Annotated in this window: 16 protein-coding genes; 3 read left to right on the top strand and 13 right to left on the bottom strand. The window is 56.3% G+C overall.

The genetic code is table 11. From position 1 onward, the window contains the following. The first annotated feature begins 8 nt into the window (after positions 1 to 8). Positions 9 to 962, top strand: a complete 954-nt coding sequence (locus J9777_RS12175; protein WP_245228726.1) for a glycine zipper 2TM domain-containing protein — start codon at positions 9 to 11, stop codon at positions 960 to 962. Between the two features lie 50 nt (positions 963 to 1,012). Here J9777_RS12175 and J9777_RS12170 read toward each other — a convergent pair whose 3' ends face one another. From J9777_RS12170 to J9777_RS12120, 11 genes are all read right to left on the bottom strand, one after another. Beyond that, positions 1,013 to 3,442 (bottom strand): fimbria/pilus outer membrane usher protein, encoded by a 2,430-nt coding sequence (locus tag J9777_RS12170; RefSeq protein WP_209349088.1) that lies wholly within the window; start codon positions 3,440 to 3,442, stop codon positions 1,013 to 1,015. Continuing rightward, the gene (locus J9777_RS12165; RefSeq protein WP_209349087.1) at positions 3,414 to 4,154 is read right to left on the bottom strand and encodes a fimbria/pilus periplasmic chaperone; all 741 of its coding nucleotides are present in this window, start codon (positions 4,152 to 4,154) and stop codon (positions 3,414 to 3,416) included. Before J9777_RS12165 ends, J9777_RS12170 begins: the two co-directional genes overlap by 29 nt. Positions 4,155 to 4,182: 28 nt before the next feature. Further along, positions 4,183 to 4,671 carry a spore coat U domain-containing protein gene (locus J9777_RS12160; RefSeq protein WP_209349086.1) on the bottom strand — a complete coding sequence of 163 codons (489 nt, stop codon included), beginning with the start codon at positions 4,669 to 4,671 and terminating at the stop codon, positions 4,183 to 4,185. 218 nt (positions 4,672 to 4,889) lie between these two features. Further along, the gene (locus J9777_RS12155; RefSeq protein ID WP_209349085.1) at positions 4,890 to 5,396 is read right to left on the bottom strand and encodes a spore coat U domain-containing protein; all 507 of its coding nucleotides are present in this window, start codon (positions 5,394 to 5,396) and stop codon (positions 4,890 to 4,892) included. 77 nt (positions 5,397 to 5,473) lie between these two features. Further along, positions 5,474 to 5,941, bottom strand: coding sequence for a hypothetical protein (locus tag J9777_RS12150; protein WP_209349084.1), 468 nt, complete (start codon positions 5,939 to 5,941; stop codon positions 5,474 to 5,476). Between the two features lie 241 nt (positions 5,942 to 6,182). Continuing rightward, the gene (locus J9777_RS12145; RefSeq protein WP_209349083.1) at positions 6,183 to 7,208 is read right to left on the bottom strand and encodes a ParB/RepB/Spo0J family partition protein; all 1,026 of its coding nucleotides are present in this window, start codon (positions 7,206 to 7,208) and stop codon (positions 6,183 to 6,185) included. Next, positions 7,205 to 7,981 carry a ParA family protein gene (locus tag J9777_RS12140; RefSeq protein ID WP_209349082.1) on the bottom strand — a complete coding sequence of 259 codons (777 nt, stop codon included), beginning with the start codon at positions 7,979 to 7,981 and terminating at the stop codon, positions 7,205 to 7,207. The genes J9777_RS12145 and J9777_RS12140 overlap by 4 nt, the downstream gene beginning before the upstream one ends. Beyond that, positions 7,978 to 8,634, bottom strand: coding sequence for a 16S rRNA (guanine(527)-N(7))-methyltransferase RsmG (rsmG, locus tag J9777_RS12135; protein ID WP_209349081.1), 657 nt, complete (start codon positions 8,632 to 8,634; stop codon positions 7,978 to 7,980). Before rsmG ends, J9777_RS12140 begins: the two co-directional genes overlap by 4 nt. Then, positions 8,631 to 10,487 (bottom strand): tRNA uridine-5-carboxymethylaminomethyl(34) synthesis enzyme MnmG, encoded by a 1,857-nt coding sequence (gene mnmG / locus J9777_RS12130; protein ID WP_209349080.1) that lies wholly within the window; start codon positions 10,485 to 10,487, stop codon positions 8,631 to 8,633. The genes rsmG and mnmG overlap by 4 nt, the downstream gene beginning before the upstream one ends. 67 nt (positions 10,488 to 10,554) lie before the next feature. Further along, positions 10,555 to 11,829 (bottom strand): tRNA uridine-5-carboxymethylaminomethyl(34) synthesis GTPase MnmE, encoded by a 1,275-nt coding sequence (gene mnmE, locus J9777_RS12125; protein WP_209349079.1) that lies wholly within the window; start codon positions 11,827 to 11,829, stop codon positions 10,555 to 10,557. Between the two features lie 22 nt (positions 11,830 to 11,851). Next, positions 11,852 to 12,112 carry a DUF6489 family protein gene (locus J9777_RS12120; protein ID WP_209349078.1) on the bottom strand — a complete coding sequence of 87 codons (261 nt, stop codon included), beginning with the start codon at positions 12,110 to 12,112 and terminating at the stop codon, positions 11,852 to 11,854. Positions 12,113 to 12,228: 116 nt separating this feature from the next. Between J9777_RS12120 and J9777_RS12115 the strand changes: the two genes are divergently transcribed. Further along, positions 12,229 to 13,818 (top strand): FMN-binding glutamate synthase family protein, encoded by a 1,590-nt coding sequence (locus J9777_RS12115; protein WP_209349077.1) that lies wholly within the window; start codon positions 12,229 to 12,231, stop codon positions 13,816 to 13,818. After that, positions 13,815 to 14,234, top strand: a complete 420-nt coding sequence (locus J9777_RS12110; protein WP_209349076.1) for a nuclear transport factor 2 family protein — start codon at positions 13,815 to 13,817, stop codon at positions 14,232 to 14,234. Before J9777_RS12115 ends, J9777_RS12110 begins: the two co-directional genes overlap by 4 nt. Positions 14,235 to 14,273: 39 nt before the next feature. On the opposite strand, the gene J9777_RS12105 is transcribed toward J9777_RS12110, so the two are convergent. Further along, the gene (locus J9777_RS12105) at positions 14,274 to 14,666 is read right to left on the bottom strand and encodes a BLUF domain-containing protein (protein WP_209349075.1); all 393 of its coding nucleotides are present in this window, start codon (positions 14,664 to 14,666) and stop codon (positions 14,274 to 14,276) included. Between the two features lie 79 nt (positions 14,667 to 14,745). Next, entirely contained in the window at positions 14,746 to 15,693 is a 948-nt protein-coding gene (locus tag J9777_RS12100; RefSeq protein ID WP_209349074.1) for a 2OG-Fe(II) oxygenase, read from the bottom strand. Between the last annotated feature and the right edge of the window lie 3 nt (positions 15,694 to 15,696).

Raw genomic sequence — 15,696 nt, 5'->3', positions numbered from 1 at the left:
GGAATAGCATGACCACCCGTCTTTTCATCTCGACCGGAGCAGCCTTGGGCGCGCTCATCATCGCGACACCTGCGCTCGCACAGAATGGCGATCCGGAGATGACCTATGAGGAACGCGGCTACGAATATGCTCAGCCTGCACCACCTGCTGTTCCGCAGCCCGCCCCAATCACATATCGTCAGGAAGCTGTGGTTCAGCCGCTGCCAGCGCGCACGAATTATAAGCAGCCCGTTCGGTACGTAAAAGAACAACGCTACGTGAAGGATCATGCAGGCGCAGATTACGATGTCGAATATGACTATGAAACGGCACCGCACCCGGCTCCGGCACCACAGTATCACCCACCGCGTCATGCTGTGCCAAGCTATGCACCGCATCAGGCATCTGCTTATCCCCCCCATCATCAGCAGCCTCAATTTGATCGGGCAGCGTGGATGGACGAGTGCGTAAGCCGGGTTAGCGGGCGTCATGGCCGCAGAGACAGTAATGGTAAGGTGATTGGCGGACTGGTCGGCGCAGCCGCTGGCGGATTGATCGGCAATCGCGTCGCTGGCCGCGGTGACCGTCTGGCTGGCACTTTAATCGGCGCTGGCGTCGGCGGTCTTGCAGGCCTGGCAGTGGGCAGCGCGGTCGACGGCAAGAACAGCCGCAAGAACGGCGATGCCTACGCATATTGTGAAGATTGGCTCGCCAGGTATTCCGGCGGCCACCACGGATATGGCTATCAGCACTATGGTTACGCCTACCATGCGCGTCCGATGATGCTGGTCCCGGTTTGGGTTCAAGTGCCGCAGCGCGCCGTGACCAAAGAATATGTCACATATGAATATTACGAAGAAGAAATCGTAACCTACGAAAAGGTACCGGCACGCAAACGCGTGATCAAAGCGTCTCCGGCACCCAAGCCGGTCAAGCGCTATGTCAAGCAGCCCAAGCCTGTGAAGTACTCCAAGGGAAATTGAATTAATTCAATGGGTTAGATAGTTTCTAAAAAGTTGCGCCGCGCGACTTTTTAGGGGCTGTCTCCTATTGATTGCGGAGTAGCGGTGGCGATGTTGAGCGCCACACAATCCGCCCTCGCTTCCGGAATGTCGAAATTGTCCTCGCCGATGTCGGGTAGACGGATAATGCACGAACCACCGCCACGCTGCTGAAGCGTCAGGCTCTCGTCTCCGGACAGAGCATTGAAGTCGATCAACCCGTCGAACGCAACGCTATACGGCGTGCCAGAGGGTTCCGCGACGAGCTGTGAACCAACCGGCAGCGGTTTGCCTGCAGGATCGGTCAGTTTGATAAGCTGCGAGCGATAGGCATCGACATCCAGCTTCACCGAGGCAACCGCACCGCGTGACACAACCACGCGGCGATAGGTCGAGCGCGCAACGGCGTCGAACGGCAACTTGTCGGGATCAAGATCGAACTGCACAGGAACGAGCGGCGTGAGATCTTCCACCAGTAAGCGGCCTTTGGAGTCGGTCACACCCGCCTCGCGGTTCTCCCGTGTAACAGTGATACCGCCGACCTTGCCGGTTTGGACCAGCGCATAGGAGCCGCCCGTCTGGTTGCGGGCATAAAGCGTGCTACCAGCAAAGATCAGCGTTCCTCGGGCATTGGCCCGCGCGGCAAATGCGCCCGCATTATACTCTGCCTGACCTTCAAGGCGCGTATAGCGACTGCGCCACGCCAGGCGACCGGCCACACGGGGCCGCTCAGCAGCCAGACCTTCGATCATATAGCCCACATCGCCCGCAACCACGTCAGGGCGGAAGAATGTAGCCTGAGCGCTGTTGAAGCCTCCACTGCGGCTTATAGAGGCCTGTGCGGTCCGCTTCCGGCCCAATTGGATGTTTACCCCGAGCATTGCAGACAAATTCGACTGATCGCCCGTACGATAGGACACGTCCGCATAGAGATCGATGCGATCGTTCAGCTTGGCACGCCCGCTTACGCGGAAAATGTCCAGTTTTCGCACTTGGCGCGGGAAACGGGGGTCAAATTGACGCCTTTGCCGGCTAGCGGTCATCTGTAATCGCAAATGATCGCGTAAATCGAAGTTGATTGAGGCGTTAAACTGCTTCGCGGGCAGTGGATCACCCGCTTGGGAAGCCAAATCGCGATACCCCGAGGACGGAACGATCGCCTCCGCTCTGACCGAGAACCCGCGGCCAGCAGATTCTACCCCGCCACGTATCAAAAACCCGCTGTTTTCGACAGTTTTGGAATAGCGCACCTCGGAAAAGGCCAAAGCACGGTCAAATAAAGTCATTTCTGCCTGGGCGCCGAAGTTTCGGATTCCAATTCCTACTTCTCCAGAAACACCGAAGGAGAGACTTTTTGAAAAGCCTCTCCTCAGGAAGAACGTGCTGGTTAGGTCACGATAATCATTGCTGACTTGTCCAAACCTTCGTCGGACATAGCCTATGTTGGCAGCCCCCTCCCATAATCCGGGGGCCAGCAACTCTCTCGAGACGTATATTCGGGCGGTCTGTACGACCTCTCGCCCTAATTCGTCTCGGACAATGACCGAAACCTCGCCCCGCCCGGGGCTGATCGGGATGTTTCTAACCTGGAACTTACCAGCCTCGATATCGGCACCGGTGAAGCGGCGATCATTGACGATCAGGTCCAATCCGGTTGGAACCGCAACATTACCTTCGAAGGCCGGTAACGGACTTGTCACCAGATCCGGCCTAAGGGCAAAATCGGTTCCAACTTGCAAACCGCCAATCCTGAGCGGCCGCTGGCTTTGCGAGCCTGCAGTAATCGTATCGCCTGCGCGGACAATCAGCCCTTTTTCGGGCATCGCGAAAGTTACCCGTGTATCAAGCCGGCGTATCGCAGAGCGGTCAGGGGCTGGATTGGTCAGGAACTGTACCGCACCTTCGGCCTGAAAATTGCCATAAACAAAGCGCGGCGCAACTACGCCTGCGCCAGTTGCGTCCGAGCTCGATGCTGTCGCGGTAAGGTTATAGTCAACCAAGAGCGCCGGTAGCGGCGCGCGCTCACCGGTTCCTCCGGTATAGCGCGCGAAATTCACATCATTTGCGCCATCGCCATCGCGGAGCTTGGTGATACTCAGCCGCTGGCTAAGCTTGTCGAACGACCAATCCGCAATATTGAGGTCTTTGATCTTGATAAAGCCGGTCGTACCGGGATCGAAAGGCAGACTCGCCATTTCGGCAGAGTCGGCATCAATCGCCAACTCACCGTCGATCCATGCAAGGTCGACCATCCGGACGAGCGAGCGCCCATCGACCTGAATTGCGCTCAGCCCGGGGCCATCTGCCTCGCTTTCGCGGGCATCATCAATAGAAACATCTGTCGGAAGAGCGAACGGGTCCGCGGCCTGCGCCAAGGCAGGGTTCTGCCCTGATATTAGCGCTGCAAACGCAAACGGCAGAGCGAGTAAGGTTTTACCCGCAGGTGTTTTGCGCCTGGACATCGACATTTTCGCCGTCGATCGATGCGCTTACGCGGATCGGGCCGGTAGGGCAGCCGCCGGGCATCGCCCATTTGAGCGTGCTTCCGCCTTGAATGTAGTTGAGACCGCCGGTTTCGACCGGAATTGGCTGTCCTTGAGCATTTTTTAGGCTCAAATTAACCATACGAGCTGTTTGCTCACCGGAATTTGTCGCGGTCAAACCGTCGCTCCCGATTGACCATGCCACACTGGCCGGTTTCGCGGTTGCACGATCAATGAACATCGGAATTGTGAAGCGGATGCGGGCCTGTGCCTCACCGCCGCGGAGCAATTCGGGATCCGGCAGCTGATCGACGGCAACGCGGTAGCGGCGCTCGCCTTCAGCAGGCTTGTCTCGGCGAAGTACTCGAAAAATCTGGGTGTCACCTGGCTCAATCGTGATGATCGAGGGTGAGATCATAACATCGTTGGATGCAAAATAGACGTCTTTACCCGCCTCTTGCTTCCACCCGAATGCGCGGACTTGCACGCCGATTGCGCGGCCCGATGGATTGTAAACCCGCAGCGTTTCTGCGCGCTGGTTTCCATCCAATTCGATGCGAAGCGGTGCCAATGAAACATTTGCTCCACGCGCCAGAACATCGTCTGGAACAGGGGCTTCGTCCTGCGCTGTGGCAGCGCCGCTCGAAAGCAGCATTGCCAGCGGCAGAGCTACGCCTGCACAAAGTTTCATGGCACCGTTCGTCATCTATTCTACTCGATTAGAAAGTAACGGTGACCGTTACGCTGTCCGAGTAGCTGCCAGCTGTTACAGCTGATGCAGACGCTGGGATACGACCGTAAGCAGTCAGCGTAGCAACGCCGCCAGTTGCGGTGCCGGCAACAGTGTTACCTGCGCCAGTGCCCCAAGCAGTGCTGCGCGCAGCGTCTTGGAAGAGGTTATATGGGATACGCTGTGTAGTATCAGCGCCGTTTACGAGCTCGCGCTGCGTGCCAACACCGGCGTTCAGGCCGAGGTCAAGCGATACATCGTATGCAGCGTCTGGCGTACACGCGAGAGCGATCGTAGCCGACGAATCAATGTTTGCAGTACCGAGAGTGGTCAAAGTACCGAACGCCATTGGCGAAGCGGTTACTGTGCAGCTGTCAACGACAGTTGCAGTGACAAGCATGTCATCAGAATCTTGAGCGAAAGCTGGCGACGCCGAAAGAGCGACAGCACCGGCTGTCAGCATGATTAGTTTACGCATTATATAGTCTCCTAGCCCTGGTTAATTAGGCATCAGGAGCAATACGTAGGAGGCGTATAGAAACGGTTAATTTTGGTAAGATTTACGGATTACCCGGCGAGAGACAGCTACTGCGGCGCGCAGAAATGCATCGTTTTGACGGTTAATTTTGAATGATGCGCGGTACGGAAATTTTCTTGCGGCAACGAGAAATTGATGCGCAGCGATGTCTAGCGAGACTAGAATTCGATCGTGACAGTCACAGTGTCCGCAAACACGCCTGCGCCGGCATTGGCAGGGGCCAGATTGCGAATCTGGCCATAGGCAGTGTGACTGGCAACACCTGTCGCGCCCGAATTGCCTGACACTTTACGGTTATTCCGTGTGTCCCACTGCCCGGTAAAATTGGCGTTGCGGTAGATATTGTAGCGCATGTAGCGGTTGGTGCTCGGATTATACATCCGCCGGCGACGTGTTCCTGCGGGATGCAAACCAGCGTCGATCGAAATTTCGTAATCGGTGTTGGGAGTGCACAGCAGCGAGATTGTTGAAGTCGTTGTCGGGCGACCTGTCAGCCCAAACAGGCTACCAAAGTTCATCGTAGTTGCCGAAACCTGACAACCAGCAACCACCGTTGCTTCGACATCCATCGGCTCAGTCACAGGCTGCGCCCATGCGGGAGCCGCAGCTGAAAAGCTGGCAAAGCCGATTGTTATCAATCGGATAGAGGCGAATCGTATAAGCATGGCCGTATATTCAGACCACCCAATACAATCATATCCGTTAACAAAGTTTGCTTAGCATCAGCGGGCGGCCTTCTGCTTCAGAAATCGATGGCTACGATAAGCTCTCGATTTCCGTCCCGGGCGTGCTGCGGCATCAACTTCTTCATGCGGCTTGAGGCGACGAATTTAGCCACTCTGCCCGCAGTTGCTCGATATACGCGCTTGCCGAAGGCAACCTTGGGATCGACACGAATGGATTGTTGCTGACGCTGAGCGCGCTGGCTGGTGCGGGTAATTTTGGATTTCGTCCCAACGATCGCTCCACGAAGCGAAATCGCAAATGTAGTGGGTATCCCGCACTGCATCTTTACCTTAGTTCGACCACGCTGCTTGTTAGCTGCAGTTTTTGTGAATGGTGTCGCTGAAACCCGGCAACCTTCAGAAACTGTAGCCGTAGCAAGCATAGTGCCACGCGCATCCTTTGCCTTGGCTGGCGTAGATGCCAGAACTCCAAATAGAGCTATTGCAGCAGAGGATATATATGAGAGAAAATGAGTGGCACTCATCTGATCATATTGTGATGTATCACAAGTATTATTGTCACAATCGGTGATTTTACTCTCCTTCGCTGCACTTATGCAGCAGTTGTTTGGTAGACTAGGATAGGGGAGTAATGACCGGCTGAACAATCGGTTCCGAACTAAGTCACTTAAATCAATAGTTTTTTAGACGAAATTAACCATCATGTGTATTCCCGCCCGGTGATTGCGAGAGAATTCATTGAATATCGGTGACGCTAGTACCTTACTAAATATCGCCGCCGGTTAGTCTCTGGCAGATGAGATCGAGTTGATCGAGCGTCCGATACTTGATCGTGACTGCCCCCGAACGTGGATCGCTGTCGGTCTTGATTGTTACTGGTAGCCCCAGAAACTCCTCAAGATGCCCCTGTACCGCAGCAATATCGGCATCCTTTGCCGGATCGCGCGATGGTCGCGCTTGGCGGCGCGATGTTTCGACCTCAGGCGCATTGGCACCTTTAACCAGCTTTTCGACCTCGCGAACCGATAGTTTCGCCGAGATCGCCTTTTTTGCGAGCTGGATCGCCTCATCATGACCAATCAGAGCACGAGCATGGCCCATCGATAGATCACCAGCCTCGACAAGATCCAAAACATCATTCGGAAGCGCTAGAAGACGCTGGATATTGGCTACGTGGCTACGTGACTTATCGACGAGCCGCGCAATCTCTGCCTGAGTCATACCCTCCTGCTCGGAAAGGCGTTGATACGCGCGCGCTTCTTCAATTGGGTTGAGGTCTTCACGCTGCAAGTTCTCAATAAGCGCGAGCGCCATCACCTCGCGCTCATCCAATTCGCGGACGAGCGCCGGAATTTGATGTAATTGCGCTTTTTGTGCGGCCCGCCAGCGACGTTCGCCAGCAACAAGCTGATATTTGCCCTTAGTTGTCGGGCGAACAATAATCGGCTGAATCACTCCGCGCGCCGCAATCGATGCTGCGAGTTCATCCAGCGCCGATTCGTCGAATTTTGTTCGTGGTTGGCCCGGAAGGGGCTCAATCGACGAAATTGCAAGCGAAGCTAGGCCGGATCCAGTGGTCGATACGGTTGCTGACTCCGCTGTGGGCGTTGACGTCGAGGGCGACGTGCGAACACCACCCTCACTGCGGACCAGCGGCTCTTCCTTACGCGTTTCACCCATCAGAGCGCCTAGACCGCGCCCGAGTTTCTTCTTCTTGTCAGCCGCACGGGGTGGAACAGTCAGGCGAATCGGATCACTTGGGTCGCCTTGGGGATCACGTGTCTTATTCATGCGGCTTTCCTTTTCTCGGGCAAGCGTCCAATTAGTTCGCGCGCCAAAGCGATATATGCGCGGCTTCCGGCGCAGGAATGGTCATAGACGAGCGCCGGCAAACCATGGCTCGGGGCCTCGGACAGACGGACATTGCGCGGAATCACGGCCTCAAAGACCAGGTTGCCCAAAACTTCGCGCACATCATCAGCAACTTGGTCGGTTAGGCGGTTTCGGCGGTCAAACATCGTCAAAACAACGCCAACGATGCCCAGATCGGGATTGAAGCGTTGCTGAACCTGTTCAACGGTCTTGAGGAGCTGACTAAGGCCTTCCAACGCGAAGAATTCGCACTGTAGCGGCACCATGAGGGTGTCTGCGGCTCCAAGCGCGTTAAGCGTCAGCAGGCCGAGTGACGGCGGGCAATCGATAAAACAAATGTCATGACCGCTATGAACCGCCAGCGCAGAACTGAGCCGCGCCGTGCGGTCCTCCACCGATACGAGCTCGACTTCCGCGCCGCTAAGATCAACCGTGGCAGGGACGATATCCAATCCGGGAATATTGGTTGGCGATATGCAGGTGCATAACTCGGCCTCATCAACCAGCAAATCATAGCTTGAATATTCGCGATCTTCGCTGCCGATACCCATTCCTGTGGAGGCATTTCCTTGGGGGTCGAGGTCGATCAACAGGGTTTTCCAGCCCGTCGCCGCCATTGCGGTCGCGATATTGATAGCGGTCGTGGTTTTACCCACCCCGCCCTTTTGATTGGCAATCGCGATAGTGATCATGCTTTTCCCCGTATCCCTTTCGCCAACTTACCAACCAGTATTCCCGCTTCATCGTCGGTCACAGACTGTTCCACGTGGAACATTTTTCGGACCTTCCTCGGCATGCCGTCCAATTCTTGCGCCGCAGACCGCCCCTTGGGCAACACAAACATGGTTTGGCCTGTGGAGAATCTTGCGGACAAGTCGAGGATAGATGGCAGCGGCGCAAAGGCTCTCGCCGAGATGACCGAGGCTGGCACAGTTTCCACAAGTTCGAGCCGTGACCCGGCCACTTCGCATTTGGGGAGCGCCAATTCGGTGCGCATCCGCTCCAGCCAGTCGATTCGCTTGCGGCGCGATTCGACCAGCATCACAGGGCGCTGCGGGCGCATGATGGCGATGATGAGGCCCGGCAGCCCCGCCCCGGTACCAAGATCGAGCCACAAGCCAGTTTCGGCTATACGCTCGGATGTTCCACGTGAAACAAACTCCAGAAGTTGCGCACTATCGGCAATATGCCGCTGCCACGCGATCTCGAGCGTAGGCTTAGCGACTAAGTTCTGACGAGAGTTCTCCTCGCGAAGAGCTGATACAAATGCATTCAGCCGCTCCAAAGCTTCGGCATCACAGAGATTTGCGACGTATTGGCGCGCTTCAGTCTCATCACGGATCATGCGGCAACCTGCTCAAGGCGGCGTGCCTGCACCAGCAGCGCCGAGAGCGCTGCCGGTGTAATGCCTGGAATACGCCCGGCGGCGGCAAGCGATGTCGGCTTGGCTTTAGTCAGTCGTTCGATCATTTCATTGGAGAGCCCCGGCACACTTGCGAAGGGGAAGTTCGCAGGCAGCGCAACAGCCTCGCTTGCGCGTAAATCACGAAGCTCTGCCTCCTGCCGCGCGAGATAAGGCGCATAGGCGGCATCTTCGGCCAGCTCGCTCGCTAACTCACTATCTGGTTCGAAATCTTCTCCAAGCCACGGCATAAGCGTTTGAAGATCAATCCCGCCGAGCCGCAGCCATTCACTTAACGGCTTGCGTCCTCCATCGCGGCGCACGGGCAAGTGGGCGTCGTCGAGTTCGGTAGCTGCCACTTCCGCTTCAAGGCGCTCGCCCCAATCAAGGCGTAATTCCTCGCGTGATTCATACCATGACAGTCGCTCAACCCCCACGCATCCAACTTCTGCCGCTATCGGCGTCAGACGGGTCGTCGCGTTGTTCGCCCTGAGCCGCAGACGATACTCGGCGCGCGAGGTGAGCATCCGATAGGGCTCCGTCACCCCGTGCAGCGTCAGGTCATCTACCATCACCGCGATGTATGAATTGGCGCGATCAAGTGTAGGTGCTTTGCGATCTGTAATCTTTGCCGCGGCATGCAATCCAGCAACAAGGCCCTGCGCTGCGGCCTCCTCGTAGCCGGTTGTGCCATTAATCTGCCCAGCGCAGTATAGCCCAGGCATATCGCGTAGCTCCAACCCGCTATTGAGCGCGCGCGGATCGATATGGTCGTATTCAACCGCATAACCGGGAACGACCATTTCCACGTGTGACAGTCCATCCATCGCGCGCAGCATATCGTGCTGCACATCGACAGGGAGCGAAGTGCTGATCCCGTTAGGATAGACAAGATGCGTGTCGAGCCCCTCAGGCTCCAGAAATATCTGATGCCCATCGCGATCGCCAAAACGGTGGATCTTGTCCTCGATAGATGGACAATAGCGCGGCCCCTCCGCATCGATTGCACCGGAGAACAAAGGCGACCGATCAAGGTTCGCGCGGATGATATCGTGGCTCTTGGCATTGGTCCGCGTAATGCCGCAGAAGACCTGCTGGTTGATACGCCGGCCAGTCATGGGTGACATGGTCCAATGATCAGCATCGGATGGCTGCTCCGCCAAGCTCGCCCAATCAATCGTCCGTCCATCAAGACGCGGTGGTGTGCCCGTTTTCAGCCGCGCCATCGGTAAGTCGGCGTCGCGCATTTGCGCGGCAAGTTTCTGCGCTGAGCCCTCGCCAATGCGTCCGCCCGTCAGACGTTCCTCGCCGCGGAACAACGTCCCGCCCAGGAAAGTGCCCGTGCACAGGATGACGCTACTCGCCGCCAGTTCGGTTCCATCACCAAGCGTCAGTCCGGTAACGCGCTCACCTTCGAATAACAGAGCCGCAGCCTCACCCTCGATCAGCTCCAGATCACCCTGCTTGCGGATGGCCTGCTGAACATAAGCCTTGAATAGGGCACGATCGGCCTGAATGCGCGGCCCCCACACTGCACTGCCTTTGGAGCGATTGAGCATCCTGTAATGAATCGCAGCTGCATCTGCTGCACGGCCAATAATGCCATCAAACGCATCCACTTCGCGAACAAGGTGCCCCTTCCCGAGCCCGCCGATGGCAGGGTTGCAACTCATAGCACCGATTGCATCGAGCTCGAAATTCACAAGACCCACACGCGCACCCATCCGCGCAGCAACCGCAGCCGCCTCAACGCCAGCGTGACCGCCGCCAACAACCAAGATGTCAAATGAATGCATATCCGCCCGATAGTCGAGCGCGGTTAGAGCGTCAAAGGAGTATTGGGCAATGTTTCACGTGAAACATCTACTTCCCGATGCAGAAACGCCCAAATAAGGCATCAAGCATGTCTTCGGTTGAAGTGCGGCCAAGCAAACGATCAAATGCCAGTCGGCCAAGGCGCAGGCGCTCACCGATAAGTAACGGATCGGTCTCTCCACCAATCCCGGATAACGCGTCACTCGCCTCCGCGATGATCGCGTGTTGCCGCATATTGAGCGCAACAGCGCCTGGCGCGGGCATCGCCCGACCAGCCTGGTCGACAAGCTTCTCACACAATTCAGCGACACCCTCGCCCGTCACTGCCGACACGCTAACCATGGGTGAGGTTTTGACCGTGCGATCGGGAGTGTCACATTTGGCATCGATCTCCCACGCTCCATCAGGCCCATGTCCCTCTTCGCCCAGCCACAAAACCAAATCTGCGAGATCAGTCTGTTCTCTTGCGCGCTCGATACCGATATTCTCGATAGCATCGCCACTTTCTTCGCGAAGACCAGCCGTATCCACGAACGAGAACGGAACTCCACCTAGCGAAACCGCACGTTCGAGCACATCGCGTGTCGTCCCCGCTGTCGGCGCCACAATCGCAGCTTCATCATCCAACAAAGCATTGAATAGATTGGATTTACCCGCATTGGGTGGGCCTGCCAGAACCACGCGATAACCCTCACGCAACTTTTCCGCTCTCGGGCGCTCCAGCCATTGGCGAAGTTCTGCCGCAAACGCGTCTGCCTCGACCGAAAATGCGTCGGGCAACGCCGAAACGTCGTCTTCGTCGGAGAAGTCGAGCGCTGCCTCTACCTGTGCAGACAGCCTCAGCACCGTTTCACGCCACTCCTCAGCCTGACGCGACAAGGCGCCGCCCGCCAATGCCATGGCCGAGCGGCGTTGTAGCTCGGTCTCCGCAGTTAAGAGTTCGCCCAACCCTTCGGCCTCGGCCAGATCAATCCGCCCATTTGTAAAAGCGCGGCGCGTAAATTCGCCGGGTTCTGCGCGACGCAAGCCATCTTGTTCACCTAACGCGGACTCAACTGCAGCGATAACGGCCCGCCCGCCATGCAGATGCAGCTCAGCGATATCCTCGCCTGTCGCAGTGCGCGGACCTGGCAGCCACAAAACCAGTGCATCATCAAGTATATGACCCAAATTGTCTTTGAGTTTACGAGCACTGGCCCGCCGCGGTTCAGGCAACGATCCCGCAAGCGCTGCAAGCGCATCGCCAGCCGCTGACCCGCTGACACGGACCACAGCGATACCTGCAGGTGGATTGCCGCTGGAAAGGGCGTAGATCGTATCCATAGCGCCCCGCTAGACTATCGGATCAGTCTTTCTTGGAAGGCTTCGAACCGCCGGTCGCAGCCGTACTCGCGCCTTCTACAAAGTTCTGGAACAGCTTGAAGCCAATTTGGCCCATCGGCGCGAGCTGCTTCGCAAATTGTTGCAGCTGGTCAGGGTTGCTGACACCCTTCATCGCTTTCGAAACGGTATCAACATAGATATCGTTTGCCTTTGAAACATCGGGAAGACCGAGAAAGCTCCGCGCCTCCTCAGGAGTGCATTCAATTTCGATGTTAGCCTTCATGGTTTTTCCTCTCTGGATCCCGATGGTCTTTTAACAATCTGGGTTTGGCAAAGCCTCAGCACAAGGGCTAAGCCCTTTTCGATGAAATCCCAAGGATTAACCCCAAGGACCACATTATGACAGCAACTGCGCCGCGCTACGCGATACCACTCGCGTTGATCGTGTTGACCATCTTGATCGCTGCGTCTCCCGCCACCCGCATCGGTTTGGTTGCGGTGACTCCGCTATTGCTCGTGGCTTTGTGGGATTTCTTTCAGACCAAACACACTCTGCGCCGAAACTATCCGCTAATTGCACGAACCCGTTGGGTGATGGAGGATTTACGGCCCTTTGCGCAGGCATATCTGGTAGAGAGCGACCTGGAAGGGCGGCCCTTCAGCCATCAAGAGCGGGCGCTGGTTTACGCCCGGGCCAAGGGCGATCTGGACTCGCACCCGATGGGGACGGAGCTCGATGTTTATTCGGACGAGTATGAGTGGCTGAGCCATTCGGTTGTGCCCAATGACGAGGCACCGCATGAGTGGCGCGTTGACATTGGCGGTAGCGATTGTGCCAAACCCTACTCCTCCGCGCTCCTGAACATTTCCGCGATGAGCTTTGGATCGTTGTCTGCACGCGCAATTGAGGCGCTCAATCTCGGCGCAAAGCTTGGCGATTTCGCGCATAATACGGGTGAAGGCAGTATCAGCCGTTACCACCGTATGCATGGTGGTGATCTGATCTGGGAAATCGGGAGTGGCTATTTCGGATGCCGCGCCAGCGATGGTGGGTTTGATGCAGGTTTATTCGCCGAGACCGCTGACAATGATCATGTGAAGATGATTGAGATCAAGTTCAGCCAAGGGGCGAAACCCGGCCATGGCGGAGTTTTACCTGGCCGAAAGGTCACCGAAGAAATAGCCGAAGCGCGCGGGATTCCTGTCGGGGAAGATTGTTTGTCACCGGCAGCGCATTCCACTTTCAGGACACCGATTGAGATGCTCGAATGGGTAGCGCAACTGCGCGAACTGAGCGGCGGCAGGCCTGTCGGGATCAAACTCTGCGTTGGCCAACCGCACGAAGTCTTCGCAATGGTAAAAGCGATGCTTGAAACCGGCATTACACCCGACTTTATTACGGTCGACGGCGCGGAAGGCGGCACCGGCGCTGCACCGCTTGAACTTTCAAACAGCGTTGGCATGCCCCTGCGTGAGGGATTGATTTTTGTGCGTAATGCACTGGTAGGCACTGGTCTCAAAGACCGAGTGAAGATCGCGGCATCAGGCAAGATCCACTCAGGTGCGCAGATGGCAAAGGCTTTTGCGTTGGGAGCGGATTGGTGCAACGCGGCCCGACCCTTCATGTTCTCGCTCGGCTGCGTGCAATCGATGCAATGCCATACAGGTCACTGCCCCAGTGGGGTGGCCACTCAAGAGGCCTGGCGTCAAAGCGGATTGATCGTCGAGGATAAGGGTCCGCGTGTCGCGCGCTTCCAGAAGCAAACGCTGCACAGCCTGCGCGAGATTGTTGTTGCGATGGGATTGGAGTCTCCGTGGGAAATCAAACCCGAAGATATGCGCGAACGGCTCAATGGCGCGCGTTCCAACGCGATCAGTGCGATCTATAATTTTGTCGAACCGGGGCAGTTCGTCGAAGGTGGCGTAACCGGCCAGCTTGCTGACCATTGGAAAGCAGCCCGGGCGGATAGTTTCAGGAGAGTATCATGAGCGCAGCAGCAGGTGTAGAACATTGGCACCGGGTGGCCAGTTCCGGCAGCAATCCTGATGATCTTGCCGAGATACTAGCTGAGGATGCGGTGTTCCACTCGCCCGTTGTGCATACGCCGCAAGAAGGCCGCGCCAAAGTCATTGCCTATCTCTCCGCCGCTGGATCGGTGCTTGGCAGCGACTCATTTCAATATGTCCGCGAAGTTATCGACGGCGACAATGCAATCCTCGAATTCACCAACGAATTGGATGGTATTCACGTCAACGGCATCGACATGATCCGCTTCAATGAAGACGGCAAAATTGTCGATTTCAAAGTGATGGTTCGCCCGATGAAAGCCATGAACAAGCTATGGGACATGATGGCCGCTCAGCTTGAGGCCAATCACTCAGCTACGGGCGGATCCAAGAAGTAGGCCCCACTTCCCTGTGGGTTCATCGTGAGTGAAAGAACACTAGTTCAGTGCGGCAAAATTCAGGATCGTTCGCCGAACACTCGGCGCAAGGCTCACCGGCAGAACTGCATCAAGATCGGCCCTCCGTTCGTTGACCGGGTCTATCAGGCGTAACCGTGTCATTGCCCAATCTTCACAGGTTCGCGTACCGATAGGAATATCTTCCAGCCGAACAATACCGCTATGGCGGCTATCCCGCGCGAGCTGGTTCATCAGCGAGAGTAGTGCCTCTTCCGATCCTTCGACCAATTGAAGAAAATTGCGACCATTGAAAATCAGGAAGCCGGTAATCCCGCGATCCGGATTGTTGCGCTGTGAGGATTCAAGAATCTTCGCGACGTCATCATTCGAAACGTCATGCGCAGCCGTGCTGATATAGACAAATTGGCGCATGTTATGACCCCCATTTCAACAGCTTGCCGCGTCAGAAACGCTCGCCACAACACCGGCCATTTGTCAATGACGCCCAGCCTTATGCACCCTCCCAAGGATGATAGCGTTCGCCCCTGATCCAGCGGGTTGCAATCCACTTTTCACCACCAGTAACGAGTAGACCCGCATGGAAGCTACCATCGTGCTGTTTGCCGCTCTCATCAAGATTGTCGAACAGCAGCAAGTCACCCTGCTCAGCGCGAATTTCCAAGTCGAGTTTGGGAAACACCGTTTCACCACCTTCAAAACCCGTATTGAGAAACAATATAGCCGTCTTCCGCCGTTGGTTCTCTGCCCCTGGAATCGCATCAAAATGCGGTCGGTATTGTTGGCTAGGGCGATAGCGCAAAATATGCAGTGGCTCTCCGGCGCTGAAGGCCGTGTCGCTGTGCTTCGCAATCCGGCGATTGATCCGGTTCACAACGAGATCTTCCTGCGCAGGACCAATACTCGTTCCATCAGAGGTTCTGATGGGGTGCGGTATGCGCTTGCCGGTGCGCGGATCTTCTACAAATGAGGGTTCAACATGCGCTTCAGACACCATCTTGATCCAATCGCATTCGGCACTGGATGCAAAGGAACGAAGCAATTTTATTGGCGGATCGCTGGACAATTCCTCCTCGGCAATCTCACCAGATTCAGGGTTTTCTTCCAAAACCTGCAATTGATAAGCACAAATGGAATCATGATCTTTGATCTGCTCGACAATCCGCCGCGCCCTGCCGGTATCTTCTGCCGTTCCCGTGCCGGTCAACAACAACGGGTAAAGCCGCCACAAACTCTGAATATGATCTTGCTTCGCGCCCTGCTCCAACAAAGCAACCGCACCAGGAACATCGCGCGGGATACCTTGCCCGATCAGCTTCCAGTCGCCTAGGCAGAAACAGGCCCAAGCATCGCCCTCGCTTGCACCCTGCTCGGCGCAAGCGATCGCTTCGGCATATTTCCCGGCTTGCATAAAGGCACCGACTTGCTGTTCGACAGTCATCGA

Origin of the sequence: Pontixanthobacter sp. CEM42 (assembly GCF_017812015.1) — a bacterium.
Lineage (GTDB): Bacteria > Pseudomonadota > Alphaproteobacteria > Sphingomonadales > Sphingomonadaceae > Pontixanthobacter.
Note: the sequence above shows the minus strand (reverse complement) of the source record. Positions and strands in the feature narration are given on the sequence as shown.

Coding starts and splice junctions, on each gene's coding strand:
- mnmE (WP_209349079.1), bottom strand. CDS start 11,829: ATGGATACGATCTACGCCCTTTCCAGCGGCAATCCACCTGCAGGTATC.
- J9777_RS12120 (WP_209349078.1), bottom strand. CDS start 12,112: ATGAAGGCTAACATCGAAATTGAATGCACTCCTGAGGAGGCGCGGAGC.
- J9777_RS12175 (WP_245228726.1), top strand. CDS start 9: ATGACCACCCGTCTTTTCATCTCGACCGGAGCAGCCTTGGGCGCGCTC.
- rsmG (WP_209349081.1), bottom strand. CDS start 8,634: ATGATCCGTGATGAGACTGAAGCGCGCCAATACGTCGCAAATCTCTGT.
- mnmG (WP_209349080.1), bottom strand. CDS start 10,487: ATGCATTCATTTGACATCTTGGTTGTTGGCGGCGGTCACGCTGGCGTT.
- J9777_RS12150 (WP_209349084.1), bottom strand. CDS start 5,941: ATGAGTGCCACTCATTTTCTCTCATATATATCCTCTGCTGCAATAGCT.
- J9777_RS12115 (WP_209349077.1), top strand. CDS start 12,229: ATGACAGCAACTGCGCCGCGCTACGCGATACCACTCGCGTTGATCGTG.
- J9777_RS12110 (WP_209349076.1), top strand. CDS start 13,815: ATGAGCGCAGCAGCAGGTGTAGAACATTGGCACCGGGTGGCCAGTTCC.
- J9777_RS12170 (WP_209349088.1), bottom strand. CDS start 3,442: ATGTCCAGGCGCAAAACACCTGCGGGTAAAACCTTACTCGCTCTGCCG.
- J9777_RS12105 (WP_209349075.1), bottom strand. CDS start 14,666: ATGCGCCAATTTGTCTATATCAGCACGGCTGCGCATGACGTTTCGAAT.
- J9777_RS12165 (WP_209349087.1), bottom strand. CDS start 4,154: ATGAAACTTTGTGCAGGCGTAGCTCTGCCGCTGGCAATGCTGCTTTCG.
- J9777_RS12155 (WP_209349085.1), bottom strand. CDS start 5,396: ATGCTTATACGATTCGCCTCTATCCGATTGATAACAATCGGCTTTGCC.
- J9777_RS12145 (WP_209349083.1), bottom strand. CDS start 7,208: ATGAATAAGACACGTGATCCCCAAGGCGACCCAAGTGATCCGATTCGC.
- J9777_RS12160 (WP_209349086.1), bottom strand. CDS start 4,671: ATGCGTAAACTAATCATGCTGACAGCCGGTGCTGTCGCTCTTTCGGCG.
- J9777_RS12100 (WP_209349074.1), bottom strand. CDS start 15,693: ATGACTGTCGAACAGCAAGTCGGTGCCTTTATGCAAGCCGGGAAATAT.
- J9777_RS12140 (WP_209349082.1), bottom strand. CDS start 7,981: ATGATCACTATCGCGATTGCCAATCAAAAGGGCGGGGTGGGTAAAACC.